Source organism: Paenibacillus sp. JJ-223, assembly GCF_927798175.1.
Lineage (GTDB): Bacteria > Bacillota > Bacilli > Paenibacillales > Paenibacillaceae > Paenibacillus > Paenibacillus hubeiensis.
The window spans coordinates 156492-174217 of sequence record NZ_CAKMMP010000011.1 but is presented as its reverse complement, the minus strand read 5'-3'; the positions used below and the strand labels follow the sequence as shown (position 1 = coordinate 174217).

Annotated in this window: 15 protein-coding genes and 1 riboswitch; of the genes, 14 read left to right on the top strand and 1 reads right to left on the bottom strand. The window is 52.8% G+C overall.

Going from position 1 to position 17726, the window contains the following annotated elements:
- The first annotated feature begins 63 nt into the window (after positions 1-63).
- The 12 genes from L6H98_RS19675 to sdaAA all read left to right on the top strand — a co-directional run bounded on the left by L6H98_RS19675 (position 64) and on the right by sdaAA (position 13504).
- On the top strand, positions 64-1356 hold the full coding sequence (locus L6H98_RS19675; protein ID WP_236417616.1) for an arsenic transporter: 1293 nt from the start codon (positions 64-66) through the stop codon (positions 1354-1356).
- Positions 1357-1940: 584 nt separating this feature from the next.
- Entirely contained in the window at positions 1941-2879 is a 939-nt protein-coding gene (locus L6H98_RS19670) for a phosphate ABC transporter substrate-binding protein PstS family protein (protein WP_236417615.1), read from the top strand.
- Between the two features lie 117 nt (positions 2880-2996).
- Entirely contained in the window at positions 2997-3929 is a 933-nt protein-coding gene (gene pstC / locus L6H98_RS19665; protein WP_236417614.1) for a phosphate ABC transporter permease subunit PstC, read from the top strand.
- 2 nt (positions 3930-3931) lie between these two features.
- Complete coding sequence (pstA, locus tag L6H98_RS19660) at positions 3932-4819, top strand: phosphate ABC transporter permease PstA (protein WP_236417774.1); 888 nt, start codon at positions 3932-3934, stop codon at positions 4817-4819.
- A gap of 12 nt (positions 4820-4831) precedes the next feature.
- Positions 4832-5587: a phosphate ABC transporter ATP-binding protein PstB gene (pstB, locus tag L6H98_RS19655; protein WP_236417613.1), complete on the top strand. Its 756-nt coding sequence runs from the start codon at positions 4832-4834 to the stop codon at positions 5585-5587.
- A gap of 339 nt (positions 5588-5926) precedes the next feature.
- Entirely contained in the window at positions 5927-6637 is a 711-nt protein-coding gene (locus L6H98_RS19650) for a response regulator transcription factor (protein ID WP_236417612.1), read from the top strand.
- Entirely contained in the window at positions 6634-8097 is a 1464-nt protein-coding gene (locus L6H98_RS19645; protein ID WP_236417611.1) for a HAMP domain-containing sensor histidine kinase, read from the top strand. Before L6H98_RS19650 ends, L6H98_RS19645 begins: the two co-directional genes overlap by 4 nt.
- Positions 8098-8129: 32 nt before the next feature.
- Positions 8130-9221: a hypothetical protein gene (locus L6H98_RS19640; protein WP_236417610.1), complete on the top strand. Its 1092-nt coding sequence runs from the start codon at positions 8130-8132 to the stop codon at positions 9219-9221.
- Between the two features lie 17 nt (positions 9222-9238).
- The gene (locus tag L6H98_RS19635) at positions 9239-9745 is read left to right on the top strand and encodes a PH domain-containing protein (RefSeq protein WP_236417609.1); all 507 of its coding nucleotides are present in this window, start codon (positions 9239-9241) and stop codon (positions 9743-9745) included.
- Positions 9735-11246 (top strand): PH domain-containing protein, encoded by a 1512-nt coding sequence (locus L6H98_RS19630; protein WP_236417608.1) that lies wholly within the window; start codon positions 9735-9737, stop codon positions 11244-11246. The genes L6H98_RS19635 and L6H98_RS19630 overlap by 11 nt, the downstream gene beginning before the upstream one ends.
- A gap of 292 nt (positions 11247-11538) precedes the next feature.
- Positions 11539-11667: riboswitch (glycine riboswitch) on the top strand.
- Positions 11668-11892: 225 nt separating this feature from the next.
- Positions 11893-12582, top strand: a complete 690-nt coding sequence (gene sdaAB / locus L6H98_RS19625) for an L-serine ammonia-lyase, iron-sulfur-dependent subunit beta (RefSeq protein ID WP_236417606.1) — start codon at positions 11893-11895, stop codon at positions 12580-12582.
- The gene (sdaAA, locus tag L6H98_RS19620) at positions 12572-13504 is read left to right on the top strand and encodes an L-serine ammonia-lyase, iron-sulfur-dependent, subunit alpha (protein WP_236417605.1); all 933 of its coding nucleotides are present in this window, start codon (positions 12572-12574) and stop codon (positions 13502-13504) included. The genes sdaAB and sdaAA overlap by 11 nt, the downstream gene beginning before the upstream one ends.
- 99 nt (positions 13505-13603) lie before the next feature.
- Here sdaAA and L6H98_RS19615 read toward each other — a convergent pair whose 3' ends face one another.
- Positions 13604-15367 carry an alpha-glycosidase gene (locus L6H98_RS19615; protein WP_236417604.1) on the bottom strand — a complete coding sequence of 588 codons (1764 nt, stop codon included), beginning with the start codon at positions 15365-15367 and terminating at the stop codon, positions 13604-13606.
- 108 nt (positions 15368-15475) lie between these two features.
- Between L6H98_RS19615 and L6H98_RS19610 the strand changes: the two genes are divergently transcribed.
- Entirely contained in the window at positions 15476-16159 is a 684-nt protein-coding gene (locus tag L6H98_RS19610) for a response regulator transcription factor (protein WP_236417603.1), read from the top strand.
- The gene (locus L6H98_RS19605) at positions 16156-17688 is read left to right on the top strand and encodes a HAMP domain-containing sensor histidine kinase (protein WP_236417602.1); all 1533 of its coding nucleotides are present in this window, start codon (positions 16156-16158) and stop codon (positions 17686-17688) included. Before L6H98_RS19610 ends, L6H98_RS19605 begins: the two co-directional genes overlap by 4 nt.
- Positions 17689-17726 lie beyond the last annotated feature (38 nt).

Genomic DNA, 17726 nt, shown 5'->3' with positions numbered 1-17726 from the left:
AAATAGATCGTTGGGCAATGCTTACCTAACTAGGATACGGCTATTTGTGGCGTGGGGGACATTATGACGATGATTGCAATACTTATTTTTGTGCTTACCATCGCCTTGGTCATTTGGCAGCCGCGAGGGCTTGGCATCGGTTGGTCTGCCTCGGGAGGAGCGCTGCTCGCCCTTCTCTGCGGAGTGGTAAGTCTGAGTGATGCCGTGGATGTGGCATCCATTGTATGGAATGCAACGCTTGCCTTTATCGGCATTATTATCATTTCGCTCATTCTGGATGAGACCGGATTTTTCGAATGGGCTGCCCTTCATATGGCAAAGCTTGCGAGGGGAAACGGGAGAAAGTTATTCATTTATTCCATTATGCTGGGGGCCTTGGTATCGGCACTGTTCGCCAATGACGGGGCCGCTCTCATTCTAACGCCGATTGTGCTTGCGATGGTAAGGGCGCTGAAATTGGATGAACGGATGGTTTTGGCCTTTGTCATGGCCAGCGGCTTCATTGCGGATACGACTTCGCTGCCGTTAATCGTCAGCAATTTGGTCAATATCGTATCGGCCGATTATTTTGGCATTACGTTTGTCGATTATGCTGCGCGCATGATGGTGCCCAATTTCATTTCGCTTGGGGCCAGTACCGGCATGTTGTATTTGTTTTATCGCAAAAGCATACCGGCTCGCTATGATTATGCGTCAGCGCGTGATCCAAGGGAAGCGATCCGGGATCCGCGGATGTTCCGCATATCCTGGTACATGCTCGGATTGCTGCTCGCTGCGTATGCGTCCAGCGAAGTGCTGCCCATCCCGGTATCGGCCATCGTTGGGGCGGTTGCTCTGGTTTTCGCTTTGCTGGCTCGCCGAAGTGATGCGGTTAACCTGAAACGGGTCGTGCGGGAAGCGCCGTGGTCGATCGTCATTTTTTCCATCGGCATGTACATCGTCGTGTATGGATTGCGTAACGCCGGGCTGACGGACCATTTGAGCGAATGGCTTGATGCCATTGCCAAACATGGCGTGTTGGCCGCCTCGCTCGGCATGGGTATGATTGCAGCGGTGCTCTCTTCCGTAATGAACAATTTGCCGACGGTGTTGATCAATGCGTTGGCCATTCACGGGACGCAGGCCGAGGGTGTCGTACGTGAGGCTATGATTTACGCCAATGTGATCGGTTCGGATCTCGGACCGAAAATGACGCCGATCGGATCGCTCGCCACGCTGTTGTGGCTGCATGTCTTATCTCGCAAGGGTGTCAAAATTACTTGGGGATATTATTTCAAAGCAGGCATCATTTTAACCGTTCCTACATTACTTGCTACGTTGGCAGGGTTGGCGTTATGGCTGTGGTTGATTGGTTAGCCGGCGGGGCTCGAATGGAACTGCCGTTTATGTAAACATGTTTACGAAAAGCCGTACTCATGCACGGGTCTTGAACTCGACATGAGACGGCTTTTTTCGATATGTTAAAGCAATGTGTCGCAATCTGCTGCATTTCCCATATAGCTTACTTCTATTAATAGAAGTATTCCATTCCATAGATCTGCATCATTCATCATTAGGCCAGTCCAAATACGACTGGCCTTTTTTTGCATCCCCAGGCGTGGGGAGATTTTTAGTGAAAAACTAAGCAACTAAGTAGTGTAGAGGATGAATGAATGCGGAGAGCGAGAGCGTTCGCCTTTGCGGCCGTATTTTAACCATTGATCATATAATCAAAAAATTCGGAAGCAACAGCGATTGGAGCAACGTTCGTTTCCGGAGCGACTGCTCCGAGAAGGGAATTCATTTACGATGTTTCGAAACCACCGCCCATATTTTTAACACTGCGTTTACAAAACATTGATTTAGGGATGACATAGCGAAACTACAATAAGAACAGAGTTGATGGTGAACAAAAAAAATCGCAAATCGCCATCACTACATTGGGGGAGGAAAACAAAACTATGTTTAAAAAGTTGCCGTTTATTCTGATGACCTTAACGTTCGTACTGGTGCTTGCTGCATGCGGATCGAACAAAAATGCTGCGACAGATGATACTGCAAGCAATGGTTCCGGATCGACAGGAGAACCCGCTACGGAGCAAGTGAGCGGAAACATCCTTGCTGTCGGATCGACTGCTTTGCAACCACTGGTAGAGCAAGCTGGACAGAAGTTTATGGCAGTTGACGAATATAAAAACGTAACGGTTCAAGTGCAAGGCGGCGGCAGCGGTACTGGTTTGACTCAAGTTTCCGAAGGCCAAGCCACAATCGGGAACTCCGACGTATTTGCCGAAGAGAAACTCGAAGACGAAGCAAAAGCCAAAGAATTGATCGACCATCAAGTGGCTGTCGTGGCCATCGCACCAGTAAGCAACAAAGACGCTGGCGTGACCGACCTGACAAAGCAGCAGCTGATCGACATTTTCTCCGGCAAAATCACGAACTGGAAAGATGTTGGCGGTGCGGATCAAGCGATCGTGATCGTTAACCGTCCAAGCAGCTCGGGTACACGCGCAACATTCGAAAACTTTGCGCTGGGTACCAAAGTGGAAGACATCCAAGGTTCGATCCAAGAAGATTCCTCCGGTACGGTTAAAAAGCTCGTAGCCGAAACACCAGGCGCAATTGGTTACTTGGCGCTGTCTTACCTGGATGACAGCCTGCAAGTTTTGAAATACGAAGGCGTTGAGCCGACGGTTGAAAACGTGGAAGCAGGAACTTATCCAGTGTGGGCTTACCAGCACATGTACACTAAAGGCGAGCCTGATGCAGCAACGAAAGCGTTCCTGGACTACATGCTGAGCGACGAAATTCAACAAAACGACGTTAAGGAGCTGGGTTACATTCCGGTATCCGGCATGAAAGTTAAACGCGATGCAGCAGGCAACGTCACTCAATAATCTTTGAACCTACGCATACAGCGAGAGAGGCGGACTATGGTCCTGCCTCTTTGCGCGGTTTGCTCCGATGTTTTCCCAATATTTGTACCCAAACCAATTATAGAAGGATGGTAGTTTATGGAACAGACCGAAAGGGGAACGGCAGTGAAAAGCATTAAACCGGGTCGGCCCTTGAGAGAGAAACATTACTGGGAAGAATGGACGGGACGCATATATACGTCGATCTGTGTCGTTTTTCTGATCGTTGTCATGTTTTCTATCGTATATTTTGTCGCATCCAAAGGTTTGATGACTTTCTTCAAGGATGGCGTAAGTCTGAGCGAGTTTTTATTCGGCAAAACATGGAGCCCGACCACTGAACCTGCATCCTACGGGGCACTGCCGTTCATTACCGGGTCGTTTACGACGACGCTGCTTGCGGCACTGATTGCAAGTCCGCTCAGCCTTTGTGCGGCTTTGTTCATGACGGAAATCGTGCCGGGCAAAGGGAAAAAGATATTGCAGCCGGCCATCGAGCTGTTGTCTGGCATTCCTTCCGTTGTATACGGCTTTATCGGTCTTACGGTCATCGTTCCTGCGTTGCGAAGCATCTTCGGCGGGGCCGGCATCGGAATCGCGGCAGGGTGTCTTGTGCTTTCCGTTATGATTCTGCCAACGGTAACCAGCATCATGGCGGATGCGTTGTCCGCACTGCCAAAAGGATTACGCGAATCGTCCTATGCCCTTGGGGCAACGCGCTGGCAAACGATCTATCGCGTGATTATCCCAACGGTTCTGCCTGCGCTTCTGACGGGTGTCGTTTTGGGCATGGCCCGCGCTTTCGGTGAAGCTCTTGCGGTTCAGATGGTAATCGGTAATGCGCCGCACGTTCCGTCATCCTTGCTAGAGTCTGCTTCTACGCTGACCAGTGTAATTACCTTGAGCATGGGTAACACAACGATGGGTTCGGTTCACAACAATGCTCTGTGGAGCATGGCGCTCGTGCTGCTGGTGATGACGTTTGTCTTCGTCCTGCTGGTTCGTTTGCTTGAAAGGAGAAACCGCGTATGAAGATGAAAGCTAAAACGGTAGACAAAGTGGCCACAGCCGTTATTGTGGCATTGGCGCTATTTATCGTCGTTCTGCTGCTCGGACTGCTCGCCTTCATTCTGGTGCGCGGAATCGGCCAAATCGATTGGCATTTCCTGACGAGCGCGCCTCAGCTGCTGAAGGGTGGCGGAGGGATTGGCCCGCAATTGTTCAACTCGGTATTTTTGCTTGTCTTGACATTGATTATCACCATTCCGCTCGGTTGGGGCGGGGGTATTTATATGGCGGAATATGCCAAACCGGGTCGAATCACCAACTTCATTCGACTCGTTGTGGAAGTATTGTCTTCTTTTCCGTCGATCGTGATCGGTTTGTTCGGTCTCTTGCTGATCGTTAACACGTTCGGCCTGGGCTTTTCCCTGATTTCGGGAGCCATGGCACTGGCCATCTTTAACCTGCCGCTGATGGTAAGGACGACGGAACAAGCTTTCCGGGCCGTGCCGAAGGAACAAAAAGAAGCCGGGCTTGCGCTGGGTCTGTCCAAATGGAAGATCATCACGTCCATTTTGCTGCCTGTGGCATTGCCGAGTTTGATTACGGGTACAATTCTGGCTTCGGGCCGAATTTTCGGCGAAGCGGCAGCGCTGATGTTTACGGCAGGCATGAGCAGCCCGCCCCTGGACTTCACGGACTGGAATCCTGCGAGTCCAAGATCGCCGCTCAATCCATTCCGTCCGGCTGAAACGCTCGCCGTGCACATCTGGAAAGTCAACAGTGAAGGCATCGCGCCGGATTCCAAGGAAGTGGCGGCAGGGGCATCGGCCGTGCTTGTCCTTCTCGTACTGGCGTTCAATCTGAGTGCTCGTTGGATCGGCCGGGTCGTTTACCGCCGCATGACAGCTTCGAAATAAGGAGGAACCGACATGGCCATACCTTTTGGTACGGAACAGTTAAGCATATATTACGGGCATTTTCAGGCGGTCAAACAGATCAGCCTGGCATTTCCCGAATCGAGCGTAACGGCGCTCATCGGACCTTCCGGCTGCGGCAAATCGACGTTCTTGCGGTCTTTGAACCGAATGAACGACGAAATTGCCGGCTCCCGTACGGAAGGGCATATCTGGATGGATGGCAAAGACCTGAACGAACCGGGAACAGACGTGATCAAGCTCCGCCAGAAAATCGGCATGGTATGGCAGAAGCCCAACCCTTTCCATAAATCCATCTATAACAACATCGCGTTTGGGCCGCGTTACCGCGGCATGAAAAAGAAGAAGGATCTGGATGAGGTTGTAGAGAAAAGCCTTCGCCGCGCGGCGCTGTGGGATGAGGTCAAAGATCGCCTGAACGATTCGGCACTGGCTCTTTCCGGCGGACAGCAGCAGCGTCTGTGCATTGCACGCGCATTGTCCGTAGACCCGCAAATTTTGCTGCTCGACGAGCCGGCCTCTGCGCTGGATCCGGTGTCCACCGGCAAAGTGGAGGAGTTGATTTCGGAGCTGAAGAAAGATCTGCGCATTGTCATCGTTACCCACAACATGCAGCAGGCAGCCCGGATTTCGGATTTTACGGCATACTTCTACCTGGGCAGCCTGGTTGAGCACGGAGATACGGAGCATATTTTCACGAATCCGGACAACCGCTTGACGCAAGAATACATCATGGGTCGTTTCGGTTAATCGAAGCACACTCGCATGGAATGCAATTTAGTTCAGTGAAAAGAAATGGAAGCATAACTCCCGAACGATGAGTTTCGGAGTTATGCTTTTTTTGTGGTAACGTTTGCCACGACAAAAACAGTCATGCTACGATAATCAGGGCCAAGGCGCTGTCCTTGGAGAGCGAATTATAACGATAACATGCGTCAACCACAAAAGAGGGGGCGTCCTGACATCAGGGGGCTCTTTTTGCGTACCCTTTGCTCTTATATTCAAGAACGCATTTATGAAGAAAGTATAAACTCTGCGGAGGGATGAACGTTCTTCGCTACAATACAGTCATGGGAGGATGAAACAGCGATGAGAGACCACGTGAATATTTTGCTGGTGGAGGATGATCCGGAAATTGCCCGCATTTTGACGGACCATCTTCGGCGTGAGGGATATGGGGTGACTTGGGCTTCGAGCGGCCTGGAGAGCTGGGAGGATTTCAGGGAAGGGACCTACCAATTGGTTTTGCTGGATCTGATGCTGCCGGAGATGGACGGGTTCGCGGTATGCAAAAATATCCGGCTGATCAGCGACGTTCCGCTGCTCATGATGAGTGCGCGCATCGAAGAAGAGAGCAAGGTCAGAGGTCTTGGCCTGGGCGCTGACGATTACATTACCAAGCCGTTCAGCCTGGCCGAACTTACGGCCCGCATCGAATCCCACCTTAACAGATATCGCAGATATCAGGGCATCAAGCCGGATTCGACCCATCAACAGTACAACGACGGATTGTCGATCGACCTGTTGAATCAACGGGTGCAGCTTCATGGGGAAGATATCGTACTGACCAATAAGGAATGGGCTTTGCTCACGCTGCTTGCCTCTCATCCGGGCCGGGCATTCACCAAGGCGGAGCTGTATGAACATGTGTGGAATCAGCCGGCAGCGGGAAGCTCGGGTACGGTCACCGTCCATGTGAAGAGCCTGCGGGCCAAGCTGGGGGATGAGCCCCATCAACCACGCTGGATCCAGACCGTATGGGGCAGCGGATACCGATTTGTAGGAGATTTGGCGGAATGAAGCTGAAGTACTGGCTGATGATTGCTTTCCTCATCGTGATGCTGCTGCCTGTCGCTGCAGGCTGGGCGCTATTCTCCCTGTACGACTACTATAACGATCAGCGCGCCGTAGCGGAATATGTAGAGTTGTCCGGACGGCTGGGTCCCATCGAGCAGGCATTGTCCGACCCGGGGCTGTACCGCCTGCAATCTGCTGATGCCTATGCTTCGCTCTCCGGGCTCGCCAGTGATCAAGTGAACTTTGACCTCTATCTGCCGTCGGGGATCAGGGTGTATACATCCGGTGGGGATCCCTGGTCTGCCGGGGCTTATACCGTCAGGGGTTCGGAACTATATCGCGATCTGTACGACATGCAGATTCGTCATCGCACGTTTACGCTGAAAAAGCCGGTATGGGAAAAGGGCGAACTGGTTGGCATTTACGAGATCGTCATGCTTCGCGGAGAGTGGCTTGAAGGCATCTCGGTCCGGACGACATGGGTCGTCGGCTCCGCTGTTATATTCTTTATCCTGTTATATGGCACCGTGCTCTGGCTGCTATCCAGAAAGCTTTTTCGACCGATGAGACAGCTGATGGACAGAATGCATGCTTTTGCGCGGGGAGAAGTTCCCATGGATGACGCACCGGTACGTCGCGATGAAATGGGCACGCTGCTCAAGCAATTTGATGCAATGCAGGAAAAAGTCAGGCAGACGCAGGCAGAAGTGGAGAAGGAGCAAAAAGAGAAAGAGCTCATGGTCGCTTCGCTGTCTCACGATCTGAAGACACCGTTAATGTCCATCAGTGCCTATGCGGAGGCAATTCGTATGGATACGCAATTGGAACCGCCCGAGAGACGGGAGTACTGGGACGTGCTGTTCGGAAATGTGGAGCGGATGAAACGGATGATTGGCGAACTCGAAATGTATACGGCGCTGGGTTCCGGTGAATTGGAGATGGCCATGGTCGAGGTGGAAGGAGAAGAGTTCTTCGATATGCTGCTTGGAAGTTATGGAGGACTTGCCGAGCATGGACAGATTGAGGTGAAAACGGTCGTCCGCACAGATCACCTCTACCGGCTTCATCCCGAACAACTGATGCGCCTGACAGACAATTTGATGAACAATGCACTGCGTCACACAAGAGCGAACGGGGCAATAGGTCTGGGCGTCATTGCTTCAGATCAGCCGCTTCCGGAATGGATCATTCCAACGCTGGATTTGGAGCTGGATAAGTTCAGGAAGGGATCAACCTTGATCCTGGTGCAAAATGAAGGGCCTGCTATTCCTGAAGAACAGCTGGATCGTATTTTCGAACCTTATGTTCAACATCAGAATCAGGAAGGGAAGGCGTATGCAGGAAGCTCAGGTCTGGGATTAAGCATAGCCAAACGGATTGCTATCAAGCACGGAGGTGAAATGCGCATGTGGTCGGCCGAAGGATACGGTACGCTCGCTGCATGCCGATTGCCTGAGATGTAATGCATTGAATAAAATGAGAGAGGAAGATGGGGATGATGAAAAAAGGATGGATGATGCTCGGTACGGCTTTGCTTGCAGGTTCACTGCTCGGAGGTTGTGCAGAGAAGGAAATGCTTGGCCTGTCAGGAGATGAGATGATCGAGAAGGTGGTCGCTGCAGAAACGAAACCCGCATCATATTATGCTGAAGGTGAAATGAAAATATGGTCGGACGACAAGCTGAATCACACCATGCACATTAAGGAATGGGTCGACGGTGAGACAGGGCGAAAGCGCACGGAAACAGAGGAGAACGGCCACGTAAGCTATGCGGTCAATAACGGAACGGAAATTACAATTTACGAAAAAGAGACAGGCACGGCGTATTCGATGGACGTATCCGCCATGGGACAACAGCCCGAACAGACCCAGAAGCAGATGCTCGTGGATCAGCTGGAACGGTTGCGGGATTCCCATGATGTGGATATGATGGGACAGGAAAAGCTTCAAGGACAGGACGTCATTCACATTAAGCTGACGCCGAAAGAAGAAGGCACTTTATCCATTTCCTCCGAGTATTGGGTAGACCCCAAAACGTGGATGATTGTCAAAGTCATTAGCACCTATGGCGATGAAAAGTCAGAAATGGTCTATGACCCGATTCAATATGATCCCGAGTTTTCCGAGAATACGTTCGTGATTGATATCCCCAAGGAGGTTGATGTGAAGGATCTGAATGATCTAACGCAGAATTCGGAAGTGAGTTTGGAAGAAGCCGAACAAGCTTTGGGGCAACCCTTTTTGCAGGATATGAACGGTGAGTTGGAGCTGTCGCGGATTGAGATGACTTCACTCGGCGGAGAGCTCAGCAGGGACGAAGTGACATTGTATTATGTCAACAACGACAAGGTTGAAGTGAGTATGACTGTATTCAAGGCGCCGGATGAAGATGGTGATGACACGCTGCTGCCTGATGAGTCCGAGGTTGAGGTTCGTGACACAGAGGGTTCGTATATGAAGAGCATCCGGAACATATCCTGGACCGAGAATGGATTGCGCTACTCTATCATGGGTGAGAACGAAGAATGGACAAAGGAGAAGCTTCAAGCTTGGGCGAAGGATCTGAAGCTGCCCAATCAGCCTTAATTGAATTGGAGGAGAGTGTGAGTCACGCAATGGATTACGCAGAGCATAACAACGGAGAACGGCGGCGCCTCCACCCGAAAGCTAAACAAGCAACAGCCTTGACGGCCCTAATGGTCAATGGGCTGTTGATTTTACTGGCCGTCGGATATCTGATCGTAGCATGGTTTAGAGATTGGGTGGAGTGGCCGGGATGGCTCGGGACAGGGGTTTTTATGATTTCACTAATCTGGTATACCTGGATTTTGCCCGGATTACGTTACCGGCACTTCAGTTTTCGGGTCGCTGATGATGAAGTGGAGATCCATTCTGGCTGGTTGTGGCATACGGATACGATTGTGCCGATGACGCGTGTGCAGCAGGTGGAACTGGAAAGCGGTCCTCTGCTGCGAAAATATGGACTTGCCAAAGTCAGCATCGTTACGGCGGCAGCTACGCTCCACATTGCCGGGTTGGAACGGGCAGAGGCAGAGCAATTGAAGCGCAATATCGGTCATCTGGCGAAGGTGGAAGATCATGATGAATGAACCGAAGCGTTTACATAAGATGTATGTCCTCTTTCCTTTTTTTAGCGTAATGAAGTCCATCATTCCAATTATCGTTCTACTCATCATCAAAGGCGTGGACTGGAGCAAATTTCCGTGGTACAGCTATGCTGCGGCCGTTGTGTGCATCGCGCTTCCTTTTGTTCTGTATGGTTGGATCAAATGGCGTAAATTCAGTTATACGCTGCAGGACGATCGTATTGTGCTGCGCCAGGGCCTATTTGTCCGGGAGGAGAAATCGATCTATTTCAGCCGCATCCACTCCGTCCAGACGCAACAGCCCCTGATTCAGCGGATGCTCCGGCTGGCACAGCTCAAGATTGAGACGCCGGGGGGCAGCGTTGAGGCGGATGGCGTGCTTCCCGCTCTGGCAATTACAGAGGCCGAGCGAATCGAGCGGTGGTTATATCAGAAGCGAAGTGAAGCTGTGAAGAGAGAGGAAGCGCCTGCGGCAGCACCATGGTCCGAAGAGCATGTTCGCCGCGAAGAGGGAGAAGCTCCCGGACAGAGTGTGGAGCTTATGGAGGGGGCAGCATTCCCGGTAAAGCGAGAGGTTCTGCTGCGCCTGTCAGCCGGCAGATTGTTTGTCGGAGCGCTGACAACGATGAATCTGCCGCTTGTCGTGGTTTTCGGTGCAGGGGTCTATTCATTCGCAGATGACCTGCTTCCGGATCACTTTTACAGCAACCTGGTTGAACAGGCCGGGCGGCTGCCCGTAATTTGGTGGCTCGGACTTGTGCCCGTCATGTTTTTGCTGGCATGGATCTTGTCAGCCGTGCTGTTTACGATCAAGTATGCCGGGTTCACCGTGGAGCAGGAAGGCGGAAACATTGCCATCGTTTCCGGTCTGCTCGACCGGAGAAAGCATGTGTTTTCTCCCCGTAAGGTACAGGCTGTGGAGGTCAAAGAGGGGCTGCTGCGACAGCCATTTGGTTATGCCGAGGTGGAGATATATGTCTTGACTTCGGAGATGGAGAAAAAAATGATGCTTCATCCGCTGCTGCCGGTTCGCGATGTGAATGAACTGCTTGCCCGAATCGTTCCGCAATTCGAAATGCACACACCTGCCAGCCGCCCTCCGGATCGAGCCCGCTGGTTGTTCCTGCGCTGGAAACTGCTGGGTGCGGCCGTGCTGGGAACGGCGGGAACCGTATTTCTGGGCCAGGCCGGCGCGCTGCTGTTTCTCTTCGTGCCCTTATGTGCCGTTTGGGGATACGGATGCTTCAAGGATGAAGGGATGAGCATTCAAGGCAAGCAGCTGACGCTTCGTCACCGGACAATATCCCGCAGAACGGCATTAATGCGCAGGCCCCATATCGTTACGGTGAACACCGCTGCCACGACCGGACAGCGAAGCAAGTCCTTGCTATCCGTTCGGGCCAAGCTTATGGTGAATCGAAGCGGCTTTAGAGCGGTTTTCCTGGAACATGACCAGGCTAATGCCGTGAAGGATTGGTTTCGACAGGCTTCGAACTTGATCTAGTTGGATAGGGAGACTGTCTAATCACTGAACAATACCATAAAAGGATGCATATAAATATATGGAGAACCTCAATGTATATATGTACAACGTCTCCAAACATTATTGGCCTCTCAGCCGGGATTTGCGATATCATGCAGCCGTTTATCTGGCACTCGTCCGAGTATGGTAATAATACGTTAATTTTATTGACATAAAGTGTGTTGAAGTTTAATCTGTTATATGAATGACCAAGATGAGTAAGTAATATGTGTGAACAAGAACATGACTTATAGATTATGACCTATATAGCGAATGATGACGAGTGGGAGAGACCCGGACAGGCTGAATAAACATTCATGCTTCCGCTTCGGGCACCGAAGGAGCAAGCGGCGTGCACCCGGCACGAACGTTAATCTCTCAGGTAAATGTACCATCGTTGGACGCAGCTCTGGAGAGTGTGCCATGACATGGCGCCGCCCAAGGGGTAAATGATGGGGTCGAACAATCGACCAGCATCATGAAACTCTCAGGCATCGAGGACAGAGAGAGGGCTAAAGGCCCTTCTCTGTCCTTTTTGGTGTGTTTATAAGGAAGCATAGTGAAAATATGGATGCCTTGGATTCGGACATGATGGAGTCGGCGGGGCAGTTACATGGAGGGGTGCAGGATGCGTTTCAAAGATGTGTTTTCAATTATTGGCCCGTCTATGACGGGGCCATCCAGTTCACATACGGCAGGAGCGGCAAGGCTCGGCCGAATTGCGCGCCAATGGCTCGGCTTTATGCCCGAGCGGGCGCGGTTAACGTTGTACGGCTCGTTTGCGGATACGTATCAGGGCCATGGCACCGATCTTGCGTTGATCGGCGGCCTTCTCGACTATGCAACCGACGATCCGCGCATTCCGGATGCGGAGCGATATGCGGAAGAAGCCGGAATGGATGTCGAATTTTATACGAGCGGCCTGCCTGCCCCGCATCCGAATACCGTCAAGATCGAACTGTGGCACGGCGAACGTCAATGCTCGCTGGTTGGTGCCTCCATCGGCGGCGGCAGCGTATCGGTGCACGCGCTGAACGATTTCCGCGTGCAGATCAGCGGCGAATTCCCCACATTGGTCCTGCGCCATTCCGACAAGGCCGGCGTCCTTGCCTCGGTGACGTCAACGGTCAGTTCCTCCGGCGTGAACATCGGTTACATGCAGGTAGACCGCAAAGCCCGCGACGGCGAAGCGTTGACGGCGATGGAGATGGACGGTCCGCCAAACGCGGAGATGCTGAACCGATTGCGTACCCTGGAACATATGCTGGACGTTCGGGTCATTGATTTGAAGAGAGGGGTGGGTCACGATGCGGTTTAAACATTTGCACGAGCTGAGCGCCATTTGCACGGCCGAATCCAAGTCGATTGCGCAGCTTATGGTCGAGGAGCAGGTAAAGGAAACCAATGTCCCGGAAACGGACGTTGTGCGGCAAATGTCGGAATATTATCAGGTGATGAAGGAGGCTGTGCGTAAAGGACTGACGGAGGACACCACTTCGCGCAGCGGATTGACGGGCGGAGACGGCAAAAAGATGGCCGCGTACATTCGCAGCGGAGAAACCTGCTCGGGTGATGCTTCTGCGCTTGCAATGGCCTATGCGCTGTGCGTATCCGAGGTGAATGCCTCCATGGGACGCATCGTGGCGACGCCGACGGCGGGTTCCTGCGGCATTATCCCCGGCGTGTTCATTAGCGCCCAGGAGCGGTTTGGCTGGAATGACGAGCATTTGGTCAATGGTTTGTTCTGTGCCGGAGCCATCGGATACGTCATTGCCAACAATTCCTTCATCTCGGGAGCCGAAGGGGGCTGCCAGGCTGAAGTGGGCTCGGCGATCGGCATGGCAGCAGGCGCAATGGTGGAGCTGCGTGGAGGCACGCCGGAGCAGGTCGTGCATGCAGTCGGTCTTGCGCTCAAAAATACGCTGGGCCTGATCTGCGATCCGGTGGCCGGGCTAGTAGAGATCCCTTGCATCGTCCGCAATGGGCTGGGTGCCGTGACTGCACTGGCTGCCGCGGATATGGCCCTGGCTGGCGTGCGCAGCGCGATTCCTTCGGACGAAGTGATCGATGTGATGCTGGAGGTGGGCAGCGCCATGCCGAGCAGGCATCGCGAGACGGCCCAGGGAGGTTTGGCGCAGACGCCGACGGGGCGCAAAATGATGGAGAAGCTGGCCAAACCGAAAGCGAAGCGTGCGCCCGAGCCTGAACTGCAAACGGGAGAAGAACAACCTTCCGAGTAGACGGAAATGGTGTCATTGCCATGATTTCATCGATATTTAAAAGCCGATGCAAGTTCTTCCATAGGAAGAGCCGCATCGGCTTTTTTGAGCATGGGGCACTCACTCGGGTTTCAGCGGCGTGGTTCCCAGAACGGCATATCCATAGGCGGGAAGCTCCACGGCGAGCGTGCCTCCTTCCAGGGCGATCCGGTGGTCGCTCTCCAACAAATCGGCCCATTCTCCTTCGCCTGCTTCAAGCTCGAACATGGCCGTTTCTTCGGAGCGGTTGAATAACACGAGAATGCGTTCCTCGTCGCTTTGCCGCTCCAGCACCAGCTGGCTGCCGCCTAGGCTTGCTTGCGGGAAGCGGATGCTGCCTTTCGCACGCAGGGCGGGATGGGCATGGCGAAGCGCAATGATTGTTTTGTAGAAGTCCAGCAGCTCTCGATCTTGCTTCGCTTCGTCCCATTCCATGCATCTGCGGCATTCGGGATCTCCCCCGCCCTCCAGACCGATTTCATCCCCGTAATAGATGCAGGGGGCTCCCATGTAGCTGAACTGGAACAAGGCTGCGAGCTTCATCTTGCGTTTATCCCCTTGAGCCAACGTGAGCAGCCTTGGCGTATCGTGGCTGTCCAGCAGGTTGAATGCAACCTCGCTGGCCTGGTGTACATATCTGGACAATTGTTTTGCCATGGCATGCACGAATTGATCCGCATGCATCTTGCCCATCACAAAAAAGCGGTTAACGGCTTCGGTGAACGGATAATTCATCGCGGCGTCGAATTGGTCGCCCTGCAGCCATGCCGAAGCTTCGTTCCACACTTCGCCCAAAATGTAGGCATCCGGGTTGGCTTGCTTGACCACGCGCCGGAAATCCTGCCAGAACGCATTGTCGACTTCGTCGGCCACGTCCAGCCGCCATCCGTCCGCTCCGACATCCTTGATCCAATACTCCGCGACCTTGAGCAGATATTCCTTGACCTCGGGATTTTCCGTGTTCAGCTTCGGCATATGCGGCTCAAAACCGAAAGTATCGTACGTGGGTACGCCGTCCTTCACGTCAAGTGGAAACTCGTGAACGTGAAACCAGTTCGCATAACGGGATTTCGACCCGTTCTGTTGTACGTCGACGAAGGGAGCGAACGTTTTGCCGGAATGGTTGAACACCGCATCGAGCAGCACCTTGATTCCGCGCTTATGGCACTGTTCCACCAGGCGTTTGATCGTTTCCGCATCGCCGAAATGGCGATCCACTTTCAGATAATCTTCCGTATCGTACTTGTGGTTTGTGGTTGCTTGGAAAATCGGAGTGAAATAGATGGCCGTGATGCCGAGCTCGCTCAAATAATCGAGATGGTCCATGACACCCTGCAAATCTCCGCCGAAAAAGTTGAAAGGCGTAGGATCGCTGCCCCATGGTTCAATGTCCTTCGGATTCCGGGAAGGATCGCCATTGGAGAATCGTTCGGGGAATATTTGATAGAATACGGCGTCTTTGACCCAATCCGGCGGTTCAAAAACGGCTCCGGGATGTATGTACGGGAACTGGAACATGCGGCCGGGATCGTCAGGCTCCTCCTCTTGAAAGTCGGTTTCGGTCATCCAGATCTGCTCTTGCCCGCTTTTGAGCAAAAAGGCGTACTTCAGCCGATGATAGGGCGGCTTGACCTCTCCTTCGAAGTAATCAAACATGGAATCGGAGGCATACTTGCTTAAAGGAATCAAGGCTCTCGTTTCTTCCCAGGCATATTTGTCCCCGGTCAGCGCAAGGGCCTCGGTGAGATCGTCTTTTTTGGCGCGAAGCCGGAGACGAATCGTATCTTTGTCGTAGGCATAGGCCCAATTGCGTTTGGATTGGTGATAGATGGCTTCCAGCAGCATGTGATGCACTCCTCCAATCATAATGAACATGAACCGACGTGATATCGGCAGTTTAGGTATAATTGAGATATATTACCTCAAAGAAGCAGAAAGGAAACGATGATACGCATGAAACCAAAATTGTTATACATTGAGGACGACATCGAAATTTCCGCATGGGTCAGGGATGACCTTGAAGAACGAGGATATGACGTCGTTTGGCTCGCAAGCGGCGAAGGAGCCACGGAGGCGGCAAATGGATGCTCCTTGATTATTCTCGACGTGATGCTGCCCGGATTGGACGGATTCACGGTAGGGCAACGACTCAAAAAGGAACATCCCGCGGTCCCGATCGTCATGCTTTCGGCCCGGACGTCGATTGACGACAAGCTGCACGGGCTTGAATTCGCGGACGACTACGTGACCAAACCGTTTCATCCGGATGAGTTGGCCGCCCGAATCGAGGTCCAGTTGCGCAAGTCGGGTACCGCAGTGGCGTCCGGTCAAACGATCAGGCTGGAGCACCTCTCCATCCATGAGCAGGATCATCGGATCGTCAATGAAGAAACGGGAGAAGAGATTATTTTATCGGGAAAACAGTATCACATCTTCGCCTACCTGCTCCGGCACATGGGCATGATCCGAACCAAGGAGCAGATCTACGAAGCGGTATGGAACGAACCTTACCTTGACGGCGACAAGACGTTAATGGTGCATATTCGCCATCTGCGGGAGAAGCTGGAGCGCGATCCGGCGAATCCGACGATTTTGCAAACGGTGCGCGGCGTTGGATATCGCGTGAAAAAACCATGATTCGCCGTTGGCGGAAACGGACTACAGTAGAAGCGCCCCGCCAGACTCGAAAGGGCAAATCGGAGAACGTGCGCAAGCTCCGGTGGACGCGTTCCTTGATGTCCCGTTATATTCTGCTCATTTTATGTGCGGTATTATTTGTTCCGGTCGTCCTCCCAATCATTTCTGTAACATATGTCGTCATTGCCAACTATACAAACCATCATGTGGACCAGACTCCGTATGGCGATGCAACGGGATTCGGGAAAATGTGGATCGGCGAAGGTCGGAGGCTGGACGGGGTTCCCCCGAAGGAAGTGGATGCACGGCTAAGGAAGCTGCATGACGATTATCCCGAGTCTTCGATATACCGGGTTAACGGCAATGGGGAGACCGAGCTAATTCTGCCAGGAACCGGCGTGGAAGTGGCTGCAACGAAAAATGCAGCTAAAGCGGAGACTCGATTGAAGTGGATGCTTGGCGAACAGCGAACGGAAGTTACCCTTATTCCCGCCGTCTGGGAAGCGTCCGACATGCTGCAGTTCATGAAGGATGCTTCCTACCGCGACCCGTTGACGGCGGTCGCTTTTGTGGGCGGCGGGAATGTAGACAAAGGGCAGGGGTTTATGGTCATCGAGATGCCGCGGCATATGTTGGAGATGCAGCGCAGCGAACCTTGGGAGTTTTTGTATTTGCTCACGTTTATGGGCATCGTGTTCCTGTTCTTTATCTTGATGTCGGTCCTGTTCTTTGCCCGCATTCGCAAGCGGCTGATCCGGCTGCAAACGGCGATGGTGGATCCGGGCAAAGAAGGCATTCCGCTGCCTGTCAACGTCCGTGCATCAGATGAAATCGGCCAGCTGGAGGAATCGTTTAATCAGATGGTGCACCAACTAACGGATAGCCGGCACCGGGAGCGGGAAGAGGAACAGCTGCGCAAGCGGCTTGTGGCTGGGCTTTCCCATGATTTGCGCACGCCACTTACCGTCATCCGGGGCCATATGCATGCTTTGCATAAGGAAGCGCTCAGCGAAAACGGGCTTCATGCGTTGATGCGAATGGAAGCTAAAATGGACGACCTGGGCGGACTCATCGACAACATGCTCTCTTACAATTTGTTGGCGAGCGGAAAATATACGCTGAAGCTGGAGGATAAGGACGTTTTGCGTATCGTGAGGGAAATGGCGGCATCCTGGTATCCGGTATGGGAGAGGGAACAATTCGAGATCGACATTGATCTGCCGGACGAATCTTTGATTTGGCGCGTGGATGAACAGGGATTCAGGCGCGTGCTGGACAATCTGTTTCAAAATGCGGTGCGGCATGCAGCCGCAGGCCGGTACATCGGCATCGCCACGGAAGAAATCAAGGGTCAACGGGTCATCGTGGTGCGTGATGCCGGCCCAGGCATGCAGAAGGAGTCCGAGACCAGAGGAACGGGGCTTGGTTTATCCATCGTCGATCTGCTCATTCGCGAAATGGGGCTGCGCAAGCGCGTGGAAAGTTCGGCGCAAGGTGTTGCGATTTATATCTACAGCGGCGTTAACTAGTGACATCCCCGGGAACGCGTTTTTTAAACTAAACTTAA